Origin of the sequence: Planktothrix rubescens CCAP 1459/22, from assembly GCA_904830895.1 — a bacterium.
Taxonomy (GTDB): domain Bacteria; phylum Cyanobacteriota; class Cyanobacteriia; order Cyanobacteriales; family Microcoleaceae; genus Planktothrix; species Planktothrix agardhii.
Genome location: LR882958.1, coordinates 3395091 through 3420198, shown reverse-complemented (window position 1 = coordinate 3420198; position 25108 = coordinate 3395091). Strand labels below are relative to the sequence as shown.

Here is a 25108-nt window from a genome sequence, read left to right as displayed (position 1 = left end):
TCGGATTTAACTCATTTTCTCATCTTCCTTAATTCAGGTAATTTTTCTTTTTAAGTTAATAGATCATTAACATCTGGATCAAAATTATCTAAAGCCAATTCTTCTTCCTCTATTTCATTAACTTGTTCATCCGTAATCCCTAATTCTTTCTTGGCAAAAACCCTGCGAGCTTTTCTATCTAAAATTGAAATAATACTGGTTTTATCTTTTTTAATTGCTTCAATATCTTCAGACTGAAGCAAAATCATATAATACCGAGAAACCTCCATCATTCTGTAAGCATATTGAAACGCATCTCGTGTAAATTGTCCCGTTGTTACAATCATAACAACATCTGCACCTGTCACAAAAGTCATCCCAACTTCTTTAGCTAATATATCTACATCAACTTTTTTAGTATTCTTACACTGAATTTGCCAACGATGATAAACAAAACGATCTGAAGCTGCTAAAACATCAACTTCACCTTGTCCGGTTTCATAGTCTCGCTTCCGCCATTTTGTGAACCTTAAGCTAGTTAAGCGAATCATCCAAATTGCTAATAATTCCAGAGCTTTACCTTTAACAAATTTATCATTACTATCGAGATCATTAACAACATCTTCAAAACTTCTATTCAGTTCTGTTTGTGATAATTCTGTTAAATCGGCGATACTTTTAATCAAACAAGACACCAGATCAATTCTTGCCTTTTCAGTCAATTTAATAGCTGTACCTACTCTGCCTCCACCTCGACCAGTGGTACTTTTTTGAGCTTCAATTAACCTCAACTTGACCAAAGGTTCAATTATCGCTTTAACTAAAAGTTTTTCGGGTAGTCGAACTTTATAAACACTGGTTACATAATCCGCGATTTTATTAGAGGGTGTTAATTCCTGTATATCGAGATGAATCATTGCCAGCAAAAAATATTTTTGCTCTGGGGTTAGTGTATAAAGCTGATCAATATAATCCTGATCTAATTCTAAAAGTTCAGCAACTATATCCCAATTAATTTCATATTGTCGTTCAAAAACTCCAGCTAGTTCTAACCACTGACGCATCGTGCTAATATAAATAGCTTTAGGATCTAACTGATATCCCATTTCTTGTAACTCATAAGCAATAATTTGTAATTCGGGTTTATCTGCTCTGGAATTAATAGCTTCAATTGCTTTTAATAAAGACATTCCTGTAAGATTGCTCAGGATATGACGAGCAAAAATCTTGGCTGCTTCTTGCAGATTATCCTGAGCATTCAAAACTTCACGACCTACGGCTGTAACTTGATACCTCCAAGCATCATTATCTACTGTTTCTACTAGCTTATAAGCTCTTAAAGATAAGTAAGTATTCATTGCTAATTTAGAGATATTAGCAATTGCTTGATCTGGATCACTATTTTTTTTAGAATGGTTGGAAAAATATTGATTAGCGATCTGTTCTTGCAAAGTTCTGCGATTTTGTTCACAATCAATACAGAGTTGAATGATTTCAACTAGATTAAAAGTTTTTGGTTCAAATTGATGACCATAGGTAAATTTAAGTTGTTTTTTTTCCATGATTTCTAATTCTTCTTCTAGGAATGGTAAGGTTAACTGAATAGCATCTTGAGAACTATCCGACAATTGATAAATAGGGGACATAGACTGAATCTGATCAATCACTCGCTGTTTAACAGATTTTTCAGGAGAAAGTGGTTTTACAACCAAGGGAGAATCAGCTTCAAAACGAAATTTAGAAGCCTGAAGATAGGTTTCATTAATTTCAAAAGCTAACCATCTTCGTTGTAGGGTTTCTGCAACCCGACCTGTCATATTAGAACCCGCAAAAGGATCTAATACTAAATCCCCCGGTTCTGTACATAAGTTAATAAAAAATTCGGGTAAAGATTGAGGAAATCTAGCCGGATGAGGTTTAATTCCTGTTTCTTTACAACGTCTTTGATAATAGTCATTAGAAGATGTGTTAGAAGCAGAAATAACATTAACAGGCTGTGCCAGATCATTGATGAATAACCAATCAAAAAATCCCAGAATAGGAGAGCCAATTTCTCCATATTCTTTTTCAATTTGACCATCAATAATATTTGGGGGAATAGCTCCTCCTCTATCATTACTAAACTTTGTAGAAATATCATGGCCAGATGGACGCAATTTGGCATCATAACCATTTTTTAGTAAATTTTTCATTGCCTCACTATAAGGTCGTAAGACCCTTTTATTATTGGCTTTTGGATGAGGATCTTTTGACAGCCACCAAATATTATTCACCGCATCTTTTACCCGTTCCCTTCTCACTGTTACCCACTCAGCAGGAGTCGGAAGTTTAGCCGGGTTATACCAATACAATTCTTGAGCCAAGAAAAATCCTAAACCTCCTTCTGTTTTTGGTTTACATAAATCTATAACCAGTTCAAAATGATAAAGAGATCGAACAGGATAACCTTTAATCCAGCTTCCTCCCAAATCAATAATTAGAGATCCTTTTGGTTTCAAAATTCGGTAAAACTCTTGAGCAAACTCTCTAAACCATTTAATATATTCATATTGATCTTTGTTACCATACTCTTTTTTTCTAATTAATGCAAAGGGAGGAGAAGTACAGATCAGATCAATACTTTGATCAGGAATATTTTTCATCAGTTCCAAGCTATTTCCCCAATAGGCTGTACCTAAATCAGTTTGATTATAGGGAATATCTTGAAAATTTATGAATTCCTGGAAGTTTTGTTGATAGTGAAGTTCAATTTCTGGAGTTTGTTTTATTTTCATTGAGTTCATTACTGAATTCAAAATTTTAACTTACTCAAGTATACACTAATTATCAGTATAATTTATATCTATAGCAATCCTAAGTAGGTTCTAATATTGGCTCCTTGCTGTGCCTGGGTTTCAGGCTCATTTATCCCTACAACTCAAATAGGATTGCTATATAAGTAGTTGCACAAAATAAATTACCTAGTTGAGAGAGGGAACAGGGTAGAGGATGTGTAATTAATTTTGTTTAGGTACTTATAAAATAATTAATTTCCAAACTTGATCTAATAAATTAGAACTATCGGCATCAAACCATTGAATTTCAGAAACAGCATTAAACCAAGTTCGTTTGCGATCGCAATTCTGGATTTTGATTGTGATATAATAGACATCTCCAAAATATAAATTGGGAAGGATAGCAAGATGGTAAAATTGGATTTTACCCCAATAAGAGATGAGTAACTTAAGAGAGTATCTGGACAAGAATCCCCAGCAAGCAAAAAGGCTATTAGGGATGGAATATGAACAGTTGATAGAACTCATTCAAGCTGCGGAGTTATTAGAACAAGAAAAACGACAGGAACAAGAAAAAACTAAAATCAGGTTGATTAAAGCAGGTGGGGGTCGTCGCCAGAAATTATCTGTGGATGAACAAATATTACTAACTCTAATTTATCTGCATCAGATGCCCACATTTCAAATGTTAGGGTTACAGTTTGAAGTGAGTGAATCAACAGCGAATGATATTTTCCATAACTGGATAAAAATCTTCAGAGAATTACTACCAGCGAGTTTAGTTGAGCAAGTAAAAAAAAACGAGAGTGATTGGGAGTGGGTAGAAAAAATTCTGCTGGAATTTGAGTTAATAGTAGATAGCTATGAACAGCCCATGCAAAGACCAACAGACAATGAAGAGCAGAAAAAATATTACTCAGGAAAGAAAAAAACACATACGTTTAAAAATCAAGTGATTGTCATGCCAAATGGGAAAGAAATAGTGGATGTAGTAGTGGGTTATACCGGAGCAACAAGCGATCTAAAATTGTGGAGAGAAAGAAGCGAGGAATTGGGGAACAATCAAAAATACAGAGGGGATAAAGCTTATGTAGGGGAAACAGCAATTAATACACCACATAAGAAACCGAGAAATCAAGAAATATCGCTTGAACATCGAGAAGAAAATCGGTTAAAAGCCAAACAAAGGATTGTAGTCGAACATTTAATAAGACTGATAAAAATTTATCGAGTTGCTTCAGAAAGATTTCGGTTAAAGAGGGAAAATTATGAAGCAGTAATCTTGACAGTATGTGGACTAATAAGATGGCGAATAGGAGCGATTGTATTATCATCTAAGAATTGCCCATAATTCTTGTAAAAAATGATTGAATATCAGAGATAAAATTCATTAATTATTATTAATGTAACTGAAAAAGCCTATAAATCCGTTACTTTGGGAGAACCCGGCACAGGAGTGCTAGAGGTTCAAAAATTAGCGATAGATGGCATTTGGGGATTTTCGGAGATATCTAATATAGAAGTTGCCGCATCTATTAGGACATTCTTGAAAGCTAAAAGCTGCTCACAGTAAGTATTTCCCTATTCCCTATTCCCTATTCCCTATTCCCTATTCCCTATTCCCTATTCCCTATTCCCTATTCCCTATTCCCTATTCCCTATTCCCTCTTGCTATAAGTACCTAAACAAAATTAATTGGATATTCTTAACCTAAATTTCCAAGCACTTTTTTCAGATATTTAATTAAGGAAGTTTATCTGATGAAAGACAAATCAACGCCACCAAAGTTGGTACTTAAAGCAATATTTAAGTTTTCCAATACTTTTACTAACCAGAGAACTCCATCTTGAGAACAGGACTCGTAATGATTAAATAAAATAGCAAATCGTTTTTCTAGGTAGGGTTTGACTTTTCGACAAATTAAAACGATTTTGAGTAATAAACCTACGGTCATGGTGGGGCCCACATTAGCAATTAAGTCGATAAACACAAAATGATTGGGTTTTTGGGGACTTTCAACCACCAGAAAGTTTAATATTTGGTTACAAGTTCTCAGGAGGAGAAATTCACTAAAATTTTCTTCATCACTATGGGGAATAGTATTTTGTAACTGTTTGTATAATTTATCATTAAATTGATTACGGATATAGGATGAATCAATAGAAGTTGGGCTGATATATTCATATAAACTGTTTTTAAATTCTCGAAAAGATTGATTAGTTTTAGTCTGGGATAGAAAACTTTGAGCTAAATCTTTATAGGTTTGTGTTCCTTCTATTTTGCCCACAAATTGTTTCAGGGCGGCAAATAGTTCTCTATTATTTAAAAAGGTAGGATTGGGAACCGGAGAAACAATTTTTCTGGCTTCTTCTATGGATGTCCGTCGGGCGATGTTGGCGAGTCGCATTTGATGGGCTGCATACTGAGATAAATCCAGTTCATATTTCCGTTGTTTTTGAACTTGAATGAGTTGAATCATCTGTCGATGTTCATAGGAACTATCTTCACTGAGTAAACAATGTTTATAAAGATAGGGATAGCGAGGAATTAATATTCTTAGGGGTTCGGAAGATTGGGTTTTATAATCTAATTCTGCTGGTTGATTAATCACTTCTGCAAAGCGTTTTAATGCCAAATACTGCTCACTTTTAGTAAATTCACAAACCAAATCCCCCAATTCCCGAACATTTCGGGAATAAGAATAAACTTTTCTAACTTTGAGAATAGATTCATCAAAAAGTTGAATTAATTTATTAATAGCTGTTTTCCTTTCGGGAGAAGTATGCCAGCGATTAATTAAAATATAACAACAACGATTCAGGATATAATTAAAATCCTGAGTCTCTAATTTAGAGATGACTAATTTATTCAAGGCTTTAGAGACTTCCAAATCTGGATATCCTGACCCTTGAATAAATAATAGATTCAGCCTTTCTATCATTTGAGGAGGCTCCTCTATTTCTACCTTTTCGAGTAAGTGATTATAGAGAATTTGTTCTTCTTTAACAGTAGCTCGATTAAAAGGATTTGCTAAATTGTTGTTCATTTTTGATTACCCATCTACTCAATTTGAGTGTAATTTTATAGTTAAGTTTTATGATAACAATAAATTTATGATTTTGACCCTAATTAAGTTTTAAAATCTACAATAAAATAGCGGTATGGAGACGGGAAGATTTTGTAAGATTACAGATGATAGAACTTAGATCAAAAACTCTTTAAAAAAAAGTGATTTAAAAGAAGTTCAACCCTTGACATCCTGGGCAAATCTATTCAAGAATGCTTCGGTCATCCTGACCCGATATCGAATACTCGCACCACCATTCAGTTGAATAGATTTCTATAAAAGAACTATTAGGGGAAATAGTTCCGATTAATAATATATTTTCCAGCTTGTTATGCTATTTTCAACAACTAGGGCTGAAATCGCAATCAATCTCAATAAAAATCGCTACAAAACCCGCGATGTTTTAGAATATCATATCTGAGTAATCAATAATAATCAATTTTCAAGAGTTCAGAGAATGTCTAATCTCATCACTCTCGGTCAGATTGCTCAGATTTTAGCGATTAATTCCCCATTTTACCGTAATTCCACGGATTCTACAACCGTAATCGGGATCACAACCGATACCCGCAGTATTAAACCTGGAGAGGTATTTTTAGCACTACAGGGGGAACACTTTGATGGCCATAATTTTGTGGAACAGGCGATTAACCAGGGAGCCATTGCTGCGATTGTCACTAAGGATTTTGCCCAAAATCACCCGAATTTGCCCCTTTTCCCGGTTCCCAACCCCTTAACAGCCTATCAACAGATTGCCCGATGGTGGCGGGATCAATTTCAGATTCCGATTATCGGGGTCACAGGTTCGGTGGGGAAAACTACAACTAAGGAATTAATTGCGGCCATATTAGGAACTCAAGGCAAAGTGTTAAAAACTCAAGCCAATTATAACAATGAAATTGGAGTTCCTAAAACCCTATTACAACTAACATCCGATCATGATTTTGCCGTAATAGAAATGGCTATGCGCGGAGTCGGACAAATTGCCGAATTAACCCAAATTGTTCTACCGACAATTGGGGTAATTACTAATGTGGGGACGGCTCATATTGGACTGTTGGGGTCGGAAGATGCGATCGCCCAAGCCAAATGTGAACTATTAGCAGAAATGCCAAAAACCAGTTTAGCAGTATTAAATCAAGATCAGGATCGTTTAATCAATACCGCCGCTAAAGTTTGGTCAGGTAATACAATTACCTATGGGTTAAAAGAGGGAGATCTGCGAGGAGAATTAATCGACGCCCAAACCTTGCGAGTCGAAGGAATAGATTTACCCTTACCCTTACCTGGGGAGCATAACGCCTCTAATTTCCTAGCCGCATTAGCCGTATTTAGGGGAATTTATGGGGCGCAAACCTCATACAAGCCTTTTCAGCAACCAATAGCGGTACAGTTACCCGATGGCCGGGCAAAACGCTATCAGTGGGGGGAAGATTTAGTGATCCTCGATGAAACCTATAATGCCGGGTTGGAATCAATGTTAGCAGCCTTGCGGTTATTGGCCCAAACCCCAGGGAAACGCCATATTGCCGTATTAGGGACGATGAAAGAGTTAGGAGAGCGATCGCTAGAATTCCATGAACAAGTGGGGCGCACCGTGCGGGAACTGAATTTGGACGGATTATTGATTTTGGCAGAGTTTGAGGCCGCCAATGCCTTAGCAAAGGGGGCTGGCGGTGTTCCGTTAGTGTCAATAGTTGATGTACAGACCTCCGATGCTCATGCTCAAATGGTACAACAGTTAAAAGCCTTGATCCAGCCCGGGGATCGGATTTTATTTAAAGCCTCCCATTCGGTGCAACTAAATCGGGTTGTAGAATTATTGGGATCGGATTTTCAATAGAATCAAATCGCTCAAACGTGATCACTGATCAGTGATAACCTAAAAGATGGCAATATTAAATTCTTCTAAACGTTTCCGAGACGATTTCGGAATCAACTTGTATTAACCAATAAGCAAACCCATGGTCAGCACCGCAGAAAAAACAAATGTAGGCCACGTCACTCAAATCATTGGCCCGGTTGTAGATATCAAATTTCCGAGCGGTCATTTGCCGGAAATCTACAATGCAGTAAAAATTAGTGGCAAAAACGAAGTTGGTCAAGATATTTCTATTGTTTGCGAAGTCCAACAACTTCTAGGCGACGGCCAAATTCGCTCCGTATCCATGAGTACCACCGATGGCTTAGTCCGAGGGATGGAAGTTGTTGATACGGGCGCTCCGATTTGTGTTCCCGTTGGCCCAGCGACCCTAGGACGGATTTTTAACGTTATCGGCGAAACCGTCGATAATTTAGGCCCGGTGCAAACCGAAGAAACTTCTTCCATTCACCGTCCCGCCCCAGCTTTTACTCAGTTAGAAACAAAACCCTCTGTGTTTGAAACGGGGATTAAAGTGGTAGACCTGTTAGCCCCCTATCGTCGGGGCGGTAAAATTGGTCTGTTCGGTGGAGCCGGAGTCGGCAAAACCGTTATTATTATGGAACTGATTAACAACATCGCTAAGGCGCACGGGGGAGTTTCCGTGTTCGGCGGTGTGGGCGAACGTACCCGGGAAGGGAACGATCTTTACAATGAAATGATCGAGTCTGGGGTGATCAACACCAAAGACTTGACTCAATCAAAAGTGGCTCTGGTTTATGGCCAGATGAACGAACCCCCCGGAGCTAGAATGCGGGTGGGTCTGTCGGCTTTGACGATGGCCGAATATTTCCGCGATATCAGCAAACAAGACGTGCTCCTGTTTATTGATAATATCTTCCGGTTCGTGCAAGCGGGTTCTGAAGTGTCCGCTCTGTTAGGTCGGATGCCCTCTGCTGTGGGATATCAGCCCACCCTAGGGACAGAAATGGGTGAATTGCAAGAGCGGATTACTTCTACTAAAGAAGGCTCTATTACTTCGATTCAAGCGGTTTATGTGCCTGCGGATGACTTAACTGACCCCGCCCCAGCCACCACCTTTGCTCACTTAGATGCTACCACCGTATTATCACGGGGTTTGGCTTCTAAAGGTATCTATCCTGCGGTTGATCCCCTGGATTCCACTTCGACGATGTTACAGCCGTCGATTGTCGGTAGCGAACACTATAACACCGCCCGGGCTGTGCAATCCACCCTGCAACGGTATAAAGAATTACAAGACATCATCGCCATTTTAGGTTTAGATGAACTGTCTGAAGAAGATCGAATGACCGTGGCTCGCGCTCGGAAAATTGAGAAATTCCTATCTCAGCCTTTCTTTGTGGCGGAAGTGTTCACAGGTTCTCCGGGTCAGTATGTCACCCTGGAAAAAACCATCAAAGGCTTCAATATGATTATGGCTGGAGAACTTGATGATCTGCCAGAACAAGCATTCTACATGGTGGGCGACATTGACCAAGTGATTGCTAAAGCCGAAAAACTCAAAGGCTAAGGTTGACCGACTGTTGTTGGGCTAGGATTGGGAGGGCTAAAGCCCAACAACGGCCCAACAACCCTTATTTTTTGATCTCGATAATATTTTATTAACTCTTGACAAATGACATTAACTGTGCGTGTAATCGCTCCAGATCGGACGGTCTGGGATGAAAATGCTGATGAGGTGATTCTTCCGAGTACAACCGGCCAAGTGGGTATTCTGACGGGTCACGCTCCCCTATTGACAGCCTTAGATACCGGGGTGCTGCGGGTTCGGTCTAAAAATAAATGGACTCCTATCGCCTTAATGGGTGGGTTTGCTGAAGTGGAAGCCAATGAAGTCACCATCTTGGTGAATGGTGCTGAACGGGGTGATACTATTAATTTAGAAGCTGCCCGTACCGCCTATACCAAGGCTCAAGCTGATTTAGAAGCGGCTGAAACTGGTGATTCTAAAAAAGCCAAAATTAAAGCGACAAAAGCTATTAAAAGAGCCAGAGCGCGGTTACAAGCGGCTGGTGGTGTTATCGAATAACAAACAAGAAACCGGGTTTCTCTTAATAAACCCGGTTTCTAACCCTCACTCACCAGCAATTTAAACCTTTAAAGATAACGACTCTTTTTTAATTGTTTCTGAATCATGTTGCTGATTTCTAAACTCGGCTAATAAATCAAAGAAATTTTTAAAAGCGTCGGCTTCATCACTAGAATACAATAAAATAATTCTAGCCCAAGATGCGGAAGTATTGACCCCAAATTTAGCTTGTAACCAAGGCTGAAATTGTGTAAATTCCATTTCTTGTTCGCTTTCAGGAAGTTCCATCGCTTCACAGGCGTATTGATAACCACACAAAAACATCAATAAATTATTAATATTAGGACTCCCAATATACATTCCTGGTTTTTGTTTAATTTTTTCGAGTAAGTCGTAGAGGTTGTTGATAGATTTGTTCATCGGTAAATTGGGAATTATTGGACATTATTGGGAATTAAGAACATAGATACCAAGTTAGGATTTGAATTAGTCTTAATAGAAACATCCTCTGGATCTGAATATCGAGAAAATAATTCGTTTAAAGATTCTTCTCCCGATATTTCGCCTTGACTAATAAATCTTTCAATCTCGACAGATCCATCATTCAAAAATTCAACTTCCCAACGCTCCCCAGGAAGCGCAACACTCACCATAATCGCCTCATCCCGATGATGAGCTAGAGAATAGCTAATTTCTTGTTGATCTAAATTTTGTAAGAAACCAAGAAACTGATCAAAAATATCGTTTTTCATTTATCAAACCTCCGATCACTTAATAATTTGCGAACAACTTTAAAACCCGTAGGGGCGAGTTCGACAAAATCTTTCAAATCTGACAAATAATCTTGATAAACCTGCCCCACCTCACCAAAATTTAACGTTAATAAAACCGGGTTGATATTGATTCCTATTATGGGGTTGGGCGAGTTTATTTAGGTTAATTATTATTAACAAAAATCCCGGCGAACCCGCCCCTACATTCAATCAATGTCATAAATGTTTACGAAAATATGTAAGCCTTATATGTTACAGTTTGCTAGTCTCGACGCGAGAGAAGAAACTGCACCCAACACCGGACTCCACGAACCCGCCCCCAAACTCCAAAACTGCAAAACCCACACACAACGAACAGGGAGGTGGCCTACAGGAGCTAATATGGAAAAGGTCAGATCATCGTAGTTCATCCAACCATCCATCCAACTGTCGTTCTTTCTCCATCCAACGCGATCACCCAGATTAAATTCTATCTCATATTCATCAATATCGCCAACTTCCGGCTCACAAGTGACTTCCAGCCAAATCTTCTTCTGGACACTGAATCCAAAGCGACCATTGCTGTATTTTACCCAAAGTTGGTCAATGGTGCGTAAATCCTCACAGGGAAATTTATTAATATCTTCAACCCTTAAATATCCCTCCTTTGTTCTTCCGGCGACTTCACACATTTTGTTAGCCGTTTCTTCGTCAGCTTTTTTCCAACTTCCGGCTTTCAAAAGTTGTTCTAATTGATGATAATTAACCCCTTTAGCTGACTTTAATTCTATATCCGGTTGGGGAATCTGAACAGGTTGGGGTTGAATATCTAATAATCTCAAAAACTCCGCCATCGTTTGAGGACGTTGTTCCGGTTCTAACCCCAAGCCTTTCACAATAGCATCATTAATTTTATCACTAATTTTAACAATTCTATTAGGTGGGATTAAGGCTTGATTTTTCAACTTGCGAGTTAAAGCCTGGGTTGGTAATTGTCCGGTAATGGCATAATATAAAGAAGCCGCTAAACAATAAACATCAACCGTCGGTTTCCCACTGCCTTCTAGGAATTGTTCATAGGGGGCAAAGTTTAAATTAGCCGGATGTTTTGAACTCATCACCCTGGGCATAATTTCCGCAGCTAGTCCAAAATCAATTAACACCGCCGAGGTATTATTTCTTAACATAATATTCGCCGGATGAGCGTCTCGGTGAATAATTCCAGCGTTATGAACCATAACCAAAGCATCAGCAATTTGACGAATAATATTAACTGCTTCTGCTTCCGATAACCGACCTTTTGTTTGCACAAATTCCCATAAACTCTGCCCCACAATTAATTCCATGACTAAGCAGTGAAGCCCATTTTCTTCAAATAAATCACTAACTCGGACAATATGGGGATGGGAATTTTGGCAAAGTTTCGCTAAAGTTTTACCTTCTTGAATAAAGCGTTGAACATATTTAGGATATTCGGGGTCATTTTGTAGACCCGCATTAGGAGTTTTCAGAACAACTTGATGATCTAATTGTAAATGTTTGGCTTTGTAGGTGATCCCAAAACCCCCTTGTCCCAGAATTGTTTCAATAACATAGGGACGCTGACGCAACTGGTAGCCCGGTGTCCATGACATAGAAGTTTAGAGGTGAATCAATCTATATTATTGTAAGCGATCGCATCTTGAAATGAATACCAAGAAACCTGGTTTCTGCCATAACTTTTGCTATTAACAGAAAGATCAATTGAGAAACACGGTTTCTGAATCAACAATTATAGCCCCAATTCTGTTAATAATTCCTGCATCATTTCCCAGGTTAATCCCTGTTGAATATAATGGGGTTCGGTGGGATTATAAGGACTAGATAGACGATCAATTTCAAGGATTTTAGCTGTGTTAGGAATAATAGGAATATCAGGATCAAAAGCGGTGGGACGCATTAACGAACTAGAAAATCCTTTAAAAATCGCAATTTCATCAAATTCGCCATCAATTTCAATTTTAACAATTAAAACTTCTTGAGGGCGTTTAGTGGTATATTGTTCTAAGCGTTTCATGATTAAAATTCCTAATTAATTGAATTAAAAGAGGTTAAATAGGAAGATTTTTGCAAGGGAAAATTAATAGTAAAAATAGATCCTTTTCCCTAACCTTCATTTTCAGCTTTAACCGTTCCTTGCCGTAATGTCACTAACTGTTTGATAATCGCTTTAGTCTAAGCTACTGGACAAACAGAGTTTTGAACACCAGCACCACAACTACTCAGGGATATGTCAAAGCCTCCCACCATTATCGAAAAATTAGGTCTAAAATCTTTAACTTCGTAGTTAGGCTTTGTATTAGAATGTGGAGGCAGTTGCAAAAAAGCACCAAACCTAAATCGTGAGATTTAGGAATCGTCGCGCTTTTAGGGCGGTGAGGATGTCAATAAGGCAACTTTGAAAGATCGTACCGAATAAGGCGCAGTCATGACAATGCCACAGTTTGACAAAACCCATGTCTCTCCATCAGAACCCAATCAGGAAGTTTCGAGTCCTATCCTATCGGAAAATGCTTTAGAAACCCCGGTAGAGGAAACCGCCAAGACCGAGAAAAAAATCCCGTTGAAACTTCCGGCTTGGTTTTGGGGTTGGCCATTTCTCTGGCTGATTGTCTTGCTGGGGTTTGGGACGATGGGGACGGGGGCGTTGTTGTGGTTATTGACAATGCCACCCGTGCCAAACTGTGAGGATATTTCGTCCCTATCTCCCGATAGTGAACATTTGTATTGTGCCGATATGGCTACAAAGTCGGGCAAAATTGAACCCTTACGTCAAGCCTTTGCCCTGGTTGCTAGTTGGCCGGCTGACCATCCCCTCCAGGGACTAGCGCAGAAAAAAATGAAAGAGTGGTCACAGACTTTAATTACAATTGCAGAGAAGAAGATTGAAACCGGAAATTTAGAGGATGCCTTAGCCATTGTTAATATTGTCCCGAAAAATACCCCCGCTTATGAATCGGTGGCCGTCGCTATTGAGGGATGGAAAAATAATTGGGGTCAGGGGCAAAAAATTTATGACAAAGCCCAAGAAGCAATGAAGGCATTAGATTGGAGTAAAGCCTTTGAATATGCCCAGGCTTTATCCAAATTAAATAATAGTCATTGGAGTCAAAAACGGTTTAATGAAGTCATGGATCGTTTGAGCTTAGAACGTCAAGGGAATCAACGTCTGAATGAAGCTAGGGAGTTGGCGAAGGAAAATACCCCGGAAAAATTAGCCGAAGCGATCGCCTTAGCTAATCAAATTGATCAAAAACTTTATATTCAAGCGGGGGCAATTAAAGAAATTAAAAATTGGAGTCGATCTTTACTTGATTTAGCTGCTAAACAATTAAAGGAAAAAAATATAGAGGGTTTAACAAAAATTGCGGGTTTAGTTCCTAACTATTCTCCTTTATATTCAGAAGCGCAAAATTTAATTTTAATGGCGGAAGTGAAAGCCCTCAGTTGGAATCAAGGCAGTAGCAAATCTATTTGGCAACAAATGGCGATTCTGTCGGAAGGACAAGCAACCCTCGATAAAATGGGCAATCAACCCCTGCCCTATGAGGAAGCTAAAGTAACCTCCACAGAAGTCTCAGGACAAATCCAAGATCTAATCAGTTTACAATTGGCAACGGCGGTGGCAAATATTGAACACCCTTTTGCCTTACAACTGGCGATTGATCAAGCTCAGATGATTACCCCCCAACAGCCTCGGCGGGTTCATGCTCAAACCTTAGTCGCCCATTGGCGTAAGGAAATTCAACGTCTTGAGGATCGACCCTATCTGGCTTTAGCGCAACGGTTAGCCCAGACGGAAACCCCGGAAGGATATTCCCTGGCGGTACAACAAGCCCGTCAGGTGGCTTTGGGGCGTCCCTTGCGGGTGGAGGCTCAAAGTTTAATTGCCGAATGGAACAAACGGATTGAGATTATTGAAGATCAGCCTGTCCTTAATGAAGCTTTAGCCTTGGCCAAGGCAGGCAATCTGAGTGCTGCAATTGACAAAGCCTCCAAAATTGGCAACCGTCGAGCGTTGTATAAGCAGGCACAGGATAAAGTTTCCGGTTGGGTGGCCACGGTTCAAACCGCCGAAGATCGACCGATTTTGGATCGAGCTTATAATTTAGCGAAAAAGGGAAATCTGAGTGAGGCGATCGCCGAAGCTGCTCAAATTCGCTATGGTCGGGCATTATATTCTGAAGCTCAAGGGGCGGTGGCAGGTTGGGCGGCCGAAAGAGATGCGTCGCTTGCGATCCAACAAGCCCCCACAGAACCCGCCCGTCCGGTATATCAAGATTCCTACTCCAATGATTCGGGCTATTCTAACAATTCCGAACCTAGCTATTCACAACCTAGCTATTCAGAACCCAGCTATTCAAATGATTCGGGTTATTATAACAATTCCGAACCTAGTTATTCCGAACCTAGTTATTCCGAACCTAGTTATTCCGAACCTAGTTATTCCGAACCTAGCTATTCCGAACCTAGCTATTCCGAACAACCTAGTTATTCACAACCTAGTTATTCACAACCTAGTTATTCCGAACCCGCAGCACCTCCAGCCCAGGAGATTGCACCCGCACCGGAACCTGCACCGGAACCTGCACCGGAACCTGCCCCCAGTGGTGGAAATAATGCACCAGATCCTAATTTATTCTTGGAATAAGCTGTGGTCAGTCATCAGTCATCAGTTAACTATTAATAGTTGATAGTTGATTTATTAACTTCTTAACTGATAACTCTTAAACTGATGACTGTTAACTGATCACTGATGACTGATTACTAAGCCGCAACTAAACCATTATGAATTAATAAAGGTTTTGTACTTGGTTCCCGTCCTCGGAAGGCTTTAAATACTTCCATGGGATGCAAACTTCCCCCCAGAGCTAATACCGTATTTCGGAAGCGTTTCCCGGTTTCAGATACCGCATTTTCATTATCTAATCCTGCTTCTTCAAAGGCGGCAAAGGCATCAGCACTTAATACTTCTGCCCATTTATAACTATAATATCCGGCCGCATAACCCCCGGCAAAAATATGACCAAAGGCGCATAAAAACGCATCTTCAACTATAGGTTTTAAAACCATAGTATTCTCGGCAATCAGGTTACGAACATCGTTAATAGTTTCATTCCCTCCGGGTTGATAACGGTGATGTAATTCGATATCCAGCAAGGCAAAATGTAACTGTCTTAACATGGCTGTCCCACTCATGTAGGTTTTAGCCGCTAATAACTTTTGATAATAATGTTCGGGTAAAGTTTCTCCGGTTTGATAATGTTTTGCCATACCAAATAATGTGGCTTGATCATAACACCAATTTTCCATAAATTGGCTAGGCAATTCCACCGCATCCCATTCCACATTATTAATTCCCGCCGCCCCAGGATAGTCAACAATAGTTAACATATGTTGCAGGCCATGACCAAATTCATGAAATAAGGTTTCTACCTCTCCAAAGGTCATTAAACTAGGTTTATCATCCACCGGGGGCGTTTGATTACATTGTAAATAAGCAACAGGTAATCGGATTTTAGTTTCGCCATTTTCGACGAATTTAGCTCGGTTAATACAATCATCCATCCATGCCCCTCCCCGCTTTTCTGCGGGGCGACTATAGGCATCTAAATAGAAAAATGCGATCGGATTTCCGCTTGAATTAGCTACTTGAAAATAACGGACTTCTGGATGCCAAATCGGGGCTTGACCATCGGCGGGAATAATCGTAATTTCAAAGATACGTTGAACTAATCCAAATAACCCATCTAACACTTGAGGTAAGGAAAAATAAGGCCGTAATTCTTCATCGGTAAAGGCAAATTTTTCTTCCCGTTGTCGCTCTGACCAAAAGCTAATATCCCAATGTTGTAAATTCTCGGCTTCTTCTGCTCCTTTTGCAAGAGCAAAGGCTTTTAAATCTTGAAATTCCTGTTGAGTTGCTTGATAACTAACAAGACGTAATTCTTCTAATAATGCTTCTACTGCTTCCACATTGGGAGCCATTTTACTCTTTAAACTCAGTTCGGCAAAACTATTGAAACCGAGAATATTGGCTTTCTGTTTTTTGAGTTCTAAAATTCTTTCAATTAAGGGAAAATTATTCCATTCTCCACTCGACGCCCGACTAATATAACCGCGATAAACTTGTTCCCGTAAATCTCTTCTCTGACTATATTTTAAGAAGGGACTAAAACTAGGTAAATCTAAAGTAATTCGCCAGGGGCCGTTTTCGGCGGTGGCATTTTCTGACCCCGATGAACGGGCAGCTTGAGCAGCTAAACTGAGTAAACTTGGGGGTAATCCGGCGATTTCTTCCGGTGTTGTTAAGGTTAAACTAAAGGCTTTTGTTGCGTCTAAAACGTGATTAGAAAACTTAGTGGAAAGCTCGGCTAATTCTAACTGAATGGTATTAAAGCGATCGCGATCTTCTCCTTCTAATCCAACTCCAGATAATTCAGCATCTCGTAAAGCCGTATTCACAATTCGTTGTTGAGCCGAATCTAAATTATCCCATTCATCGCTATTTCTTAACTGTTTAAAAGCCTGATAAATTGCTTTACTTTGATTTAGTTTATTGATAAATTGAACAATATTAGGCTGAACCGTTGCATGGGCTGTTCTGAGTTCAGGGCTATTTTTAACACCCATTAAATGACCCACAATTCCCCAACTCCAGGTTAACCGTTCCTGTAGTTTTTCTAAAGGTTCAACTAAATCCTTCCAAGTTGGTTTTACATCAGTTTCTAACTGAATAAGATCCTGTTCTAATTCTGTTAACAGTTGCGTGATTCCAGGGACAACCTGATCGGGTGTAATCTGTTCAAAAGGGGGTAATCCCTGACCAATTAATAGCGGGTTTTCTGTGATTGTGGAACTCATACTTCTATTATTTTCAATTTAGGGGGTAAATTAGGGGTCGAGGGGGGCTTTACAACCCCCAACTCCCATAAGGTCTTGCACCTCACTATTGTATAGTAGAGAACAGGGAATAGGAAAGAAAAGAGTTCTCTATCAAGGTTTGAGCATTATTTATTTTAACGAATATTTTCTAAAGGAATATCCAAAAGGCCGTATTTATCCCATCCGGGGGCATCAAAATGCCACCATTCTGTAATTAATGGAATAAATCCTTGTTTCTTCATTTTAACAGCAAGTAAGTCACTATTCCGACGAACTTGGGAGAATTTCCGGGGTAAGCCCTGGCGGCTTTATCGGTAAAATCATCAAAGGCGGTTGGCATTTCTAATTCAGCCCCGGTGTGTAAATCAACTAAGGTTAAATCAACCGCAGCCCCTCGGTTATGGCGAGACCCTTTGGCGGGGTTAGCAACATAACGAGTATCGGGTAAAATTGCCCACATTTGACGAGTCACAGATAGGGGACGATAACAGTCATAGACTTTTAATCCTAACCCCATTTGTTCTAAATCCTGTTGAACTCTTGATAACCGTTGGGCAACATCAGAACGTAATAAACATCGGGGAACAGAATAGATTTTTTTCTTTAAAAAATTGTTGGTTGTGGCGTAGCGAATATCGTGACGAATATTCAGGTTAACGCTTTTAATATCAACTAATTTGTCTGTTTCTGGCACTTGGTTATAATCTTGAATTACTAGGGGAGGAGGGGAAGCAGGAGGAGAAGCAGGAGGGGCGTTTAAATTTTGAGCATGAACGGAATTACAGTTAATACCCAAAATTAGGAGTAAAAATAAGAATAATCGCATCAAGAGTTTAGAAAGCATAGGGTTAAAATGATGGTGATGTAATTAGTTAGAAACCGGGTTTCCGAAAGAAATATATTGATTTTATCCCAGAAGTTAGGAGAAGAAACCCGGTTTCTTTTTATATGTCTAAACGTTGATAGATTTGATCGAGGTTTTTCAAGTGATGTTTAGGATCAAAACAAGTATCAATTTCTGTGGGAGATAATGTTGCTTTAACTTGTTCATTTTCTCTAATTAAAGATTGGAAATCTCCATCGGTTTGATTCCAGGCAATATGGGCGCAGGATTGAACAATTTTGTAGGCTTCTTCGCGGTTAATTCCTTTTTCAACCAAGGTTAATAATACCCGTTGACTAAAGACAACACCGCCATAAAGGTTCATATTGCGCTGCATATTTTCGGGATAAACTAACAGATTCTTGACTAAATCCGTGAGTTCCACTAACATAAAATGAGCCACAGTTGAAGAATCAGGTAAGATCATTCGTTCAACGCAACTATGGGAAATATCCCGTTCATGCCAGAGGGCAACATTTTCTAATGCAGCCACCGCATTTCCCCGAATAATTCGCGCCATTCCGGTTAAGCGTTCACTGCGAATAGGGTTGCGTTTATGGGGCATCGCAGAGGAACCTTTTTGACCTTTAGCAAAAAATTCTTCTACTTCTAAAACATCGGTGCGTTGCAGGTTACGAATTTCTACCGCAAACCGTTCAATACTAGCAGCTAATAAGGCTAAAGTTTGCACATATTCCGCATGAATATCCCGGGAAATAACTTGGGTGGAAGCGGTATCGGGTTCGAGTCCTAAATTCCGACAAGCGATCGCTTCTACCCTCGGATCAACGTTAGCATAGGTTCCCACCGCCCCAGAAATTTTGCCCACTGCCACGGTTTGACGCAGACGCACCAAACGTTCCCGGTTACGAAAAACTTCCGCTAACCATCCGGCTAATTTAAACCCAAAGGTGATAGGTTCAGCGTGGATACCATGGGATCTCCCGATCATTACTGTATCTCGATGTTGTTGCGCTTGGTAACGAATGGCCTGACTTAAGGCTTCGGTGCGTTCTAACAACAAATCCACACTGGCCACTAATTGCAACGCTAAGGCCGTATCCAAGACATCGGAACTGGTTAAGCCTAAATGAATGTAGCGTCCGGCATCCCCAACATATTCGTTAACATTGGTTAAAAAGGCAATCATGTCATGGCGGACTTCTGCTTCAATTTCCAGTACCCGCTTGATATCAAAATTCGCCTTAGCCTTAATTTCCTCAACGGCTGCCGATGGAATATATCCTAACTCCGCCTGGGCCTCACAGACGGCTATTTCTACTTGTAACCAAGTTTGTAGCTTGTAAGTCTCTGTCCACAAATTGCCCATTTCGGGCAAAGTATACCGTTCTATCATATTTGAGGTTTGGATTTTATCGCTTTGATGTTAAAACAGACGTTAATCGTTCAACAGTAGACTGGTGAAACAGTTGTAGCCCAATTTCTTATCTACTGCATCCGAGCGACGTCACTAACATCCCATTTAGCACAACTGTCCTATTTTAACTTTTGATGTGGATTAGCGATCGCAACCCTTAAAAAGTTTCCAAATTATTGTAGAGACGTACCATGGTACGTCTCTACGTTAGGAAATTAATTTTATTGGCAACAATTCTCCAAATTAATATTAATCTAGTTGATTAGGATTAATTCCTAAACGTCGTAATTGTTCTTCCAGTTGTTGTATTTTTTGTTGAGATTGTTGCAGACGTTCTTCGGCGGTTAAATAACGGTTTCCCTGTTGATTATACCAATATAACCAATCTCTCGTAATTCCTACATGGGTTCCCCGTTCTCGACCAATACCTAATTGTAATTCCGTTAACCAAACTCGTTCACCCGCTTGCAATTGGTATGTACCATTTTCCAGTTTATAAATTTCTAAAGGCGGTTTTCGTTTGCGTAGGGGATTATAAACCACATAATATAATGCCCCCATTTCTGCATAAAACTGTTTCTTTTTCGTATATTCTCCCCGGCGTTTGTGAGACACCACCTCAATAATGAGAATAGGGACTTCGTGTTCTTCCCAAAGTACATAACTCAAGCGTAAATCTTCATCAATAATTCGAGGAACTCCCACACTTAAAAAACCATCGGGAACAATAGCAGGTTGTTCAGGATCATAATAAATTCCCATATCAACCCCAAAAAACCAATCCATACGTTCAGACCAAATAGAAGCTAGGAGAATTTTCAGGAGTCCCGGGATTAAATCTTGCAGTTCGTTATCCACAGGCGTATCATCAGAATCGGGTAAATCTTCCGCAGAAGGTAAACAAAGACCGGGATTGTATTTTAATAACATAATAGTTAATTACGAATTACGAATTACGAATGAATAGTGAGAAATTAAATGACTTTTGTTAATACAAACACACTCCCTACATTTCCCCGTCCGATTCTTAAATCTTCATCTAAATAGGTAATATCTAACCAGCCTTTTTGATCCCGCGCTTGTAAACTAAAATCAATCGCAATGAATTTTTTCCCCTTTTCAATATCCGAAATTAAACTATTAGGAGATTGATACCCAATAAACCTTTGAGAACCAATAATAAAGCGATTAAATTTAACATTAACTCGTTTTTCTGAAACGGGTTCAAATTCTGCGGCTACACTAACTAATCCTTCTAATAGTGGTAAACTTTGAACTTCTGCAATATTATAAACTTTCCGATCCCCAACCCGAATACATTGATAAATTTGTCCCAATTGCAGTAAAGGAAATCGACCAATTCCCAGTAATTCATCACTACTGGTATACAATAGTCGCCAATTTCCCTCTAACAGTTGAGGAACTTCTAGGGGGCGGGGGTTGGGATTAAATTCTTCCAATTGAGTCAGGGCGGATAAAATAGCGGCTTTATCCCCTGGGGTGGCGAGTAGACCGCGATTTTTCCCCGCAATCATTTCTAATAAAAGGGCTTTTTTGGAGTCAATCATAGTTTTATCTTATGTTTAAATGATTGTTGGTTAGCTTTTTTAAATCTATAAGACTCAAAATATTTGTGCGAGGTTGTTGTAAAATTAGATTAAGTCTAACTCAATTATATTTGACACCGAAAACTAAAAATGCTTAACCCATCCTTGCGAGAAATCCCAGCCCATGAACCGGCTGATGTGATTCCTTCCAAACAAGAAATTTCACTGATAGCTTGGTTAGAGTCCACCGGACGTCTAATCGAACGAGATACCACCGTCAGTACTACCACAACCGTTGACTATTTGGAGGAGGAAGAAGAAATCACCGATCTGATTTCCGTTGATGACTCTGCCTATGACGATGATGATGATGATGATGATGATGATATATCAGAAAGCTAGAAATAGACGCTAGGAAACTAGCGATTTCTGGGATGGTGATTTTGTGGTGTTGAGGATTAAAAATTTTTGTGGATAGCAAACTTTATTCGGTTAAATCATCCAACTGGTCTGGACAAACCCTATTGTTTCTACTGAGTTTAGGGTTGAGTGTATTCGCTTTTAGTTTAGATTGGGTGAACGATAATTTATTTCAAGTTCAAGGCTCGTTATTTTTACCCGCTTTGATTTGTGCGATCGCCGTTTCTATCTTAGGATATTGGGCAATTCCGCTTTTAGTCAAGATTAAAGCCGGACAATTTATTCGAGAAGATGGCCCCCAAGCCCACTTACAAAAAGCCGGAACTCCAACCATGGGAGGGATATTTTTTGTTCCTGTGGGAGTGGCGATCGCTTTAATTTTAACTCAATTTAATCCCAATGTGATCGCCGTTTCTACCCTAACCTTAGCCTATGGATTTATTGGTTGGTTAGATGATTGGCAGATTTTAAGACGTAAATCAAATAAAGGGATTTCTCCTCGAATGAAATTGGCGTTGCAGGTAGGTTTTGCAACGCTATTTTGTGTGTGGTTAGCATTAACTCAATCTTCCACTTTAACCAGCGTTACTTTACCTTTAGGATTAGCAATTCCCCTGGGATTATTATTCTGGCCCTTAGCAATTTTTGTCCAAGTTGCTGAAAGTAATGCCACCAATTTAACCGATGGTGTGGATGGGTTAATGGGCGGTTTAGGTGCGATCGCATTTTTGGGTTTAGGAGCCTATGTTGCGCCCAGCGCACCGGAATTAACCACCTTTTGTGCCTGTATGAGTGGCAGTTGTTTAGGATTTGTTACCCATAACCGCAACCCCGCAAAAGTATTTATGGGAGATACGGGAGCCTTAGCATTGGGAGGAAGTTTAGCCACGGTTGCCCTATTAACTAATAGTTTATGGGTGTTATTAATAATTAGCGGAATTTTCTTCGTGGAAACCCTCTCTGTAATTGCTCAAGTTAGCTATTATAAAGCTACAAAAAACGCCGAGGGTGTGGGTAAACGTCTGTTCAAAATGGCTCCTATACATCACCATTTAGAATTATCAGGATGGCATGAAACCCAAGTAGTAGGGAGTTTCTATTTAATTAATGCTATCTTAGTGTTAATTACCCTGCTTATAGGATACAATCCTTTTTAGGTTTTTGGCCGAATCATGATTAACCTTTCTGTTGTCATTCCGGTTTATAATGGCGAGACTGATTTGCCGGATTTAATTGAATGTTTGCGATCGCAAACCTATCCGGCAGATCAAGTAGAATATTTATTAGTTGATAACAATAGTCAGGATAATTCTGTTTCTATTGTTCAGGAATTAGCCGCATCTTCTTCAATTAATATTCGTTCATTATCAGAAAATAATATCCAAAGTTCCTATGCCGCTCGCAATGCCGGAATTAAAGTCGCAACCAGTGATATTATTGCCTTTACCGATATGGATTGCCGACCGGAACCCCAATGGTTAGAGCAATTAATTCAGCCCTTTTCTAACCCCAATATTGGTCTAGTAGCAGGTGAAATCATCGCCTTACCCAGTCAAAATCTATTAGAAAAATATGCAGATAAACAAGAAACTTTATCCCAAAAACATACCTTAAATAATAGTTTTTTACCCTACGGTCAAACCGCTAATTTAGCCATACGTCGCGTTATTTTTGAACAGGTGGGTTTGTTCCGTCCCTACCTCACCACTGGGGGAGATGCGGATATGTGTTGGCGGATTCAACAACAAACCAATTATCAATTAGAATTAGCATCCCAAGCAATAGTTAAACACCGTCATCGGTCAACTTTAAAAGCATTAAAAAGTCAGTGGCGACGCTATGGAGAATCAAATCGGTATTTGCATGAACTCCATGGGATTAATTTAATGAAAGAGTTAACAACTTCAGAATATTTATATCGGTTAGGACGTTGGTTTTTAAAAGAATTACCCCTGGGTACGGTCAAACTCTTAACCGGAAAAGCCGAAATCGTGGATTTAATTAGTACCCCCATCTCCTTATTTAATGGAAATGCTCGTTTCCAAGGACAACAACAGGCTAAATTATCAGACCAAGCCAAAGTAATTGAACAACTTTAAATAGGATGGTTAAAATGTTTTCCTGTTATCAACTCAATTTTTCGGGTCAACCAAAACCGGAAATTCTTTATGATGGTTTCTGTCCTCTGTGTATTCGTTCCATGACCCTTTTATGTTATTGTGACTGGTTTCAACAATTCAATTATATTCCCGTTGAAGAACAATGGACGACCCTTCAAAAGACCTATCCTCAGCTTTCTTTAGAAGCCTGTTTAGCTGAAATTCATCTCATTTTTCCTAATGGTTCTGTGAAAACAGGTTTCTTTGCATTGCGCGAAATGATTCACTATCTACCCCTTCTCTGGCCGTTATTATTCATCCTTTATTTTCCGGGTGCTTCCCTCTTAGGGCCGAAAATTTATAGCTTTGTGGCTTCCCGGAGAAAACGCTTAACACGATGCAGTTTTGATAGCTGTTCTTTAAAATAAATCATTTTTTTTGATCCTTATTAGGAACAATAACTACAACTATTTTAATGCCTTGACGGTTGCTATAATTCAGATTATAATTGTTTGTTAATCCAATCGCCATGACTCAATTTAGACTATCTCAACAACACTTAAATTTGTTGTCTCTGTGTCCTCGAAAATTTCAATATACCTATTTAGATCAATTAGTTTCACCCACTTCCCCAGAACAGGAAGAACGCATCGCCTGGGGAAATCAGTTTCACTTGTTAATGCAGCAACATGAGTTAGGATTACCTGTGGATTTGTTACTGATCCAAGATCAGGAATTAAAACGCTGTTATGATGAATTTTTAAGTGTAGCATCGGATATTTTTAGGTTAAATTCCGATCCCGCAACCTTCTTTTTTAGAGAAGCAGAACATTACCGTAGTTTAAATTTTAGGAATGATTTATTAGTAGTTATTTATGATTTAATTAAAGCCGAAGAAAAACAGGCCCAAATCTTTGATTGGAAAACCTATCCTCGTCCTCAAAATCGCCAACTTTTAGAAAATAATTGGCAAACTCGTTTATATCCCTATCTTTTAGTCGAAACCAGTCAATATTTACCCGAACAAGTTTCAATGACCTATTGGTTTGTTAAGTCTCCTCAAAAACAACCACCTGAATTTTTAAACTTTCCCTATACTCAACAACAACATCAGAAAAATCAACAGGATTTAAACCAACTAATTGATCAATTTCATAACTATTTAGACCGTTATCAACAGGGTGAATCTTTCCCCCAAGTTGATCAAAGTCAAGGACATTGTAAATCCTGTCAATTTGCTATCCGTTGTCAACGGGTTTCCGAAGAATTATCCCTGGATCAACCTTTAAATTCTCTGAATCTATATAATATTGATCAAGTCCAAGAAGTTATAATTTAAAGAAATCATCATTC

Annotated in this window: 21 protein-coding genes and 1 pseudogene; 10 read left to right on the top strand and 12 right to left on the bottom strand. The window is 39.3% G+C overall.

The window, feature by feature from the left end; genetic code table 11:
* Positions 1-50 precede the first annotated feature (50 nt).
* Entirely contained in the window at positions 51-2753 is a 2703-nt protein-coding gene (locus tag NMG86_RS15985; RefSeq protein ID WP_081694491.1) for a DNA methyltransferase, read from the bottom strand.
* Between the two features lie 240 nt (positions 2754-2993).
* Positions 2994-3221 carry a hypothetical protein gene (locus NMG86_RS15980; RefSeq protein ID WP_026798046.1) on the bottom strand — a complete coding sequence of 76 codons (228 nt, stop codon included), beginning with the start codon at positions 3219-3221 and terminating at the stop codon, positions 2994-2996.
* On the opposite strand from NMG86_RS15980, the gene NMG86_RS15975 reads away from it, so the two are divergent.
* Positions 3193-4104: an IS5/IS1182 family transposase gene (locus tag NMG86_RS15975; protein WP_026788241.1), complete on the top strand. Its 912-nt coding sequence runs from the start codon at positions 3193-3195 to the stop codon at positions 4102-4104. The genes NMG86_RS15980 and NMG86_RS15975 overlap by 29 nt on opposite strands.
* A gap of 402 nt (positions 4105-4506) precedes the next feature.
* On the opposite strand, the gene NMG86_RS15970 is transcribed toward NMG86_RS15975, so the two are convergent.
* Positions 4507-5799, bottom strand: a complete 1293-nt coding sequence (locus NMG86_RS15970; RefSeq protein ID WP_026798045.1) for a Sll1247 family protein — start codon at positions 5797-5799, stop codon at positions 4507-4509.
* Positions 5800-6277: 478 nt separating this feature from the next.
* On the opposite strand from NMG86_RS15970, the gene NMG86_RS15965 reads away from it, so the two are divergent.
* The 3 genes from NMG86_RS15965 (at position 6278) to atpC (ending at position 9752) form a co-directional block, all read left to right on the top strand.
* Entirely contained in the window at positions 6278-7663 is a 1386-nt protein-coding gene (locus tag NMG86_RS15965; RefSeq protein WP_026798044.1) for a UDP-N-acetylmuramoyl-tripeptide--D-alanyl-D-alanine ligase, read from the top strand.
* A gap of 121 nt (positions 7664-7784) precedes the next feature.
* The gene (gene atpD / locus NMG86_RS15960; protein WP_026794700.1) at positions 7785-9233 is read left to right on the top strand and encodes a F0F1 ATP synthase subunit beta; all 1449 of its coding nucleotides are present in this window, start codon (positions 7785-7787) and stop codon (positions 9231-9233) included.
* A gap of 105 nt (positions 9234-9338) precedes the next feature.
* Positions 9339-9752, top strand: a complete 414-nt coding sequence (gene atpC, locus NMG86_RS15955; RefSeq protein WP_026798043.1) for an ATP synthase F1 subunit epsilon — start codon at positions 9339-9341, stop codon at positions 9750-9752.
* Positions 9753-9812: 60 nt separating this feature from the next.
* Here the strand turns inward: atpC and NMG86_RS15950 are convergent, their stop codons facing one another.
* The 4 genes from NMG86_RS15950 to NMG86_RS15935 form a co-directional block, all read right to left on the bottom strand.
* Positions 9813-10172 carry a hypothetical protein gene (locus NMG86_RS15950; RefSeq protein ID WP_052338750.1) on the bottom strand — a complete coding sequence of 120 codons (360 nt, stop codon included), beginning with the start codon at positions 10170-10172 and terminating at the stop codon, positions 9813-9815.
* A 14-nt stretch (positions 10173-10186) separates the two neighbouring features.
* The gene (locus tag NMG86_RS15945; protein ID WP_043938561.1) at positions 10187-10504 is read right to left on the bottom strand and encodes a hypothetical protein; all 318 of its coding nucleotides are present in this window, start codon (positions 10502-10504) and stop codon (positions 10187-10189) included.
* 266 nt (positions 10505-10770) lie between these two features.
* Positions 10771-12138, bottom strand: coding sequence for a serine/threonine-protein kinase (locus NMG86_RS15940; RefSeq protein WP_026798041.1), 1368 nt, complete (start codon positions 12136-12138; stop codon positions 10771-10773).
* A 137-nt stretch (positions 12139-12275) separates the two neighbouring features.
* Entirely contained in the window at positions 12276-12560 is a 285-nt protein-coding gene (locus NMG86_RS15935) for a DUF7734 family protein (RefSeq protein ID WP_042155755.1), read from the bottom strand.
* A 417-nt stretch (positions 12561-12977) separates the two neighbouring features.
* Between NMG86_RS15935 and NMG86_RS15930 the strand changes: the two genes are divergently transcribed.
* On the top strand, positions 12978-15194 hold the full coding sequence (locus tag NMG86_RS15930) for a hypothetical protein (RefSeq protein ID WP_237747628.1): 2217 nt from the start codon (positions 12978-12980) through the stop codon (positions 15192-15194).
* 116 nt (positions 15195-15310) lie between these two features.
* Here the strand turns inward: NMG86_RS15930 and NMG86_RS15925 are convergent, their stop codons facing one another.
* From NMG86_RS15925 to NMG86_RS15905, 5 genes and pseudogenes are all read right to left on the bottom strand, one after another.
* Entirely contained in the window at positions 15311-17407 is a 2097-nt protein-coding gene (locus NMG86_RS15925; RefSeq protein WP_026798038.1) for a M3 family metallopeptidase, read from the bottom strand.
* Between the two features lie 155 nt (positions 17408-17562).
* Positions 17563-18272 (bottom strand): annotated as a pseudogene (locus tag NMG86_RS15920) (M15 family metallopeptidase).
* Between the two features lie 100 nt (positions 18273-18372).
* Positions 18373-19668: an adenylosuccinate lyase gene (purB, locus tag NMG86_RS15915; RefSeq protein ID WP_026794692.1), complete on the bottom strand. Its 1296-nt coding sequence runs from the start codon at positions 19666-19668 to the stop codon at positions 18373-18375.
* A 270-nt stretch (positions 19669-19938) separates the two neighbouring features.
* On the bottom strand, positions 19939-20619 hold the full coding sequence (locus NMG86_RS15910) for a Uma2 family endonuclease (protein ID WP_026794691.1): 681 nt from the start codon (positions 20617-20619) through the stop codon (positions 19939-19941).
* 44 nt (positions 20620-20663) lie between these two features.
* On the bottom strand, positions 20664-21257 hold the full coding sequence (locus NMG86_RS15905) for a PAP/fibrillin family protein (RefSeq protein WP_026786145.1): 594 nt from the start codon (positions 21255-21257) through the stop codon (positions 20664-20666).
* 129 nt (positions 21258-21386) lie between these two features.
* On the opposite strand from NMG86_RS15905, the gene NMG86_RS15900 reads away from it, so the two are divergent.
* From NMG86_RS15900 to NMG86_RS15880, 5 genes are all read left to right on the top strand, one after another.
* Positions 21387-21638, top strand: a complete 252-nt coding sequence (locus NMG86_RS15900; protein WP_026798037.1) for a DUF3134 domain-containing protein — start codon at positions 21387-21389, stop codon at positions 21636-21638.
* 68 nt (positions 21639-21706) lie between these two features.
* Positions 21707-22813 (top strand): phospho-N-acetylmuramoyl-pentapeptide-transferase, encoded by a 1107-nt coding sequence (gene mraY / locus NMG86_RS15895; protein ID WP_026798036.1) that lies wholly within the window; start codon positions 21707-21709, stop codon positions 22811-22813.
* Positions 22814-22828: 15 nt separating this feature from the next.
* Positions 22829-23755, top strand: a complete 927-nt coding sequence (locus NMG86_RS15890; RefSeq protein WP_026798035.1) for a glycosyltransferase family 2 protein — start codon at positions 22829-22831, stop codon at positions 23753-23755.
* A 14-nt stretch (positions 23756-23769) separates the two neighbouring features.
* The gene (locus tag NMG86_RS15885) at positions 23770-24183 is read left to right on the top strand and encodes a thiol-disulfide oxidoreductase DCC family protein (protein ID WP_026786149.1); all 414 of its coding nucleotides are present in this window, start codon (positions 23770-23772) and stop codon (positions 24181-24183) included.
* A 101-nt stretch (positions 24184-24284) separates the two neighbouring features.
* On the top strand, positions 24285-25094 hold the full coding sequence (locus tag NMG86_RS15880; RefSeq protein WP_026798034.1) for a PD-(D/E)XK nuclease family protein: 810 nt from the start codon (positions 24285-24287) through the stop codon (positions 25092-25094).
* The last annotated feature ends 14 nt before the right edge of the window (positions 25095-25108 follow it).

What these genes read in the sequence shown, in the direction of transcription:
- atpD (WP_026794700.1), top strand. Translation starts at nt 7,785, where the DNA reads ATGGTCAGCACCGCAGAAAAAACAAATGTAGGCCACGTCACTCAAATC.
- NMG86_RS15945 (WP_043938561.1), bottom strand. Translation starts at nt 10,504, where the DNA reads ATGAAAAACGATATTTTTGATCAGTTTCTTGGTTTCTTACAAAATTTA.
- NMG86_RS15910 (WP_026794691.1), bottom strand. Translation starts at nt 20,619, where the DNA reads ATGTTATTAAAATACAATCCCGGTCTTTGTTTACCTTCTGCGGAAGAT.
- NMG86_RS15905 (WP_026786145.1), bottom strand. Translation starts at nt 21,257, where the DNA reads ATGATTGACTCCAAAAAAGCCCTTTTATTAGAAATGATTGCGGGGAAA.
- NMG86_RS15885 (WP_026786149.1), top strand. Translation starts at nt 23,770, where the DNA reads ATGTTTTCCTGTTATCAACTCAATTTTTCGGGTCAACCAAAACCGGAA.
- NMG86_RS15880 (WP_026798034.1), top strand. Translation starts at nt 24,285, where the DNA reads ATGACTCAATTTAGACTATCTCAACAACACTTAAATTTGTTGTCTCTG.
- NMG86_RS15970 (WP_026798045.1), bottom strand. Translation starts at nt 5,799, where the DNA reads ATGAACAACAATTTAGCAAATCCTTTTAATCGAGCTACTGTTAAAGAA.
- NMG86_RS15890 (WP_026798035.1), top strand. Translation starts at nt 22,829, where the DNA reads ATGATTAACCTTTCTGTTGTCATTCCGGTTTATAATGGCGAGACTGAT.
- NMG86_RS15935 (WP_042155755.1), bottom strand. Translation starts at nt 12,560, where the DNA reads ATGAAACGCTTAGAACAATATACCACTAAACGCCCTCAAGAAGTTTTA.
- NMG86_RS15965 (WP_026798044.1), top strand. Translation starts at nt 6,278, where the DNA reads ATGTCTAATCTCATCACTCTCGGTCAGATTGCTCAGATTTTAGCGATT.
- NMG86_RS15940 (WP_026798041.1), bottom strand. Translation starts at nt 12,138, where the DNA reads ATGTCATGGACACCGGGCTACCAGTTGCGTCAGCGTCCCTATGTTATT.
- NMG86_RS15900 (WP_026798037.1), top strand. Translation starts at nt 21,387, where the DNA reads ATGCTTAACCCATCCTTGCGAGAAATCCCAGCCCATGAACCGGCTGAT.
- atpC (WP_026798043.1), top strand. Translation starts at nt 9,339, where the DNA reads ATGACATTAACTGTGCGTGTAATCGCTCCAGATCGGACGGTCTGGGAT.
- NMG86_RS15985 (WP_081694491.1), bottom strand. Translation starts at nt 2,753, where the DNA reads ATGAAAATAAAACAAACTCCAGAAATTGAACTTCACTATCAACAAAAC.
- NMG86_RS15925 (WP_026798038.1), bottom strand. Translation starts at nt 17,407, where the DNA reads ATGAGTTCCACAATCACAGAAAACCCGCTATTAATTGGTCAGGGATTA.
- NMG86_RS15930 (WP_237747628.1), top strand. Translation starts at nt 12,978, where the DNA reads ATGCCACAGTTTGACAAAACCCATGTCTCTCCATCAGAACCCAATCAG.
- purB (WP_026794692.1), bottom strand. Translation starts at nt 19,668, where the DNA reads ATGATAGAACGGTATACTTTGCCCGAAATGGGCAATTTGTGGACAGAG.
- NMG86_RS15950 (WP_052338750.1), bottom strand. Translation starts at nt 10,172, where the DNA reads ATGAACAAATCTATCAACAACCTCTACGACTTACTCGAAAAAATTAAA.
- NMG86_RS15975 (WP_026788241.1), top strand. Translation starts at nt 3,193, where the DNA reads ATGAGTAACTTAAGAGAGTATCTGGACAAGAATCCCCAGCAAGCAAAA.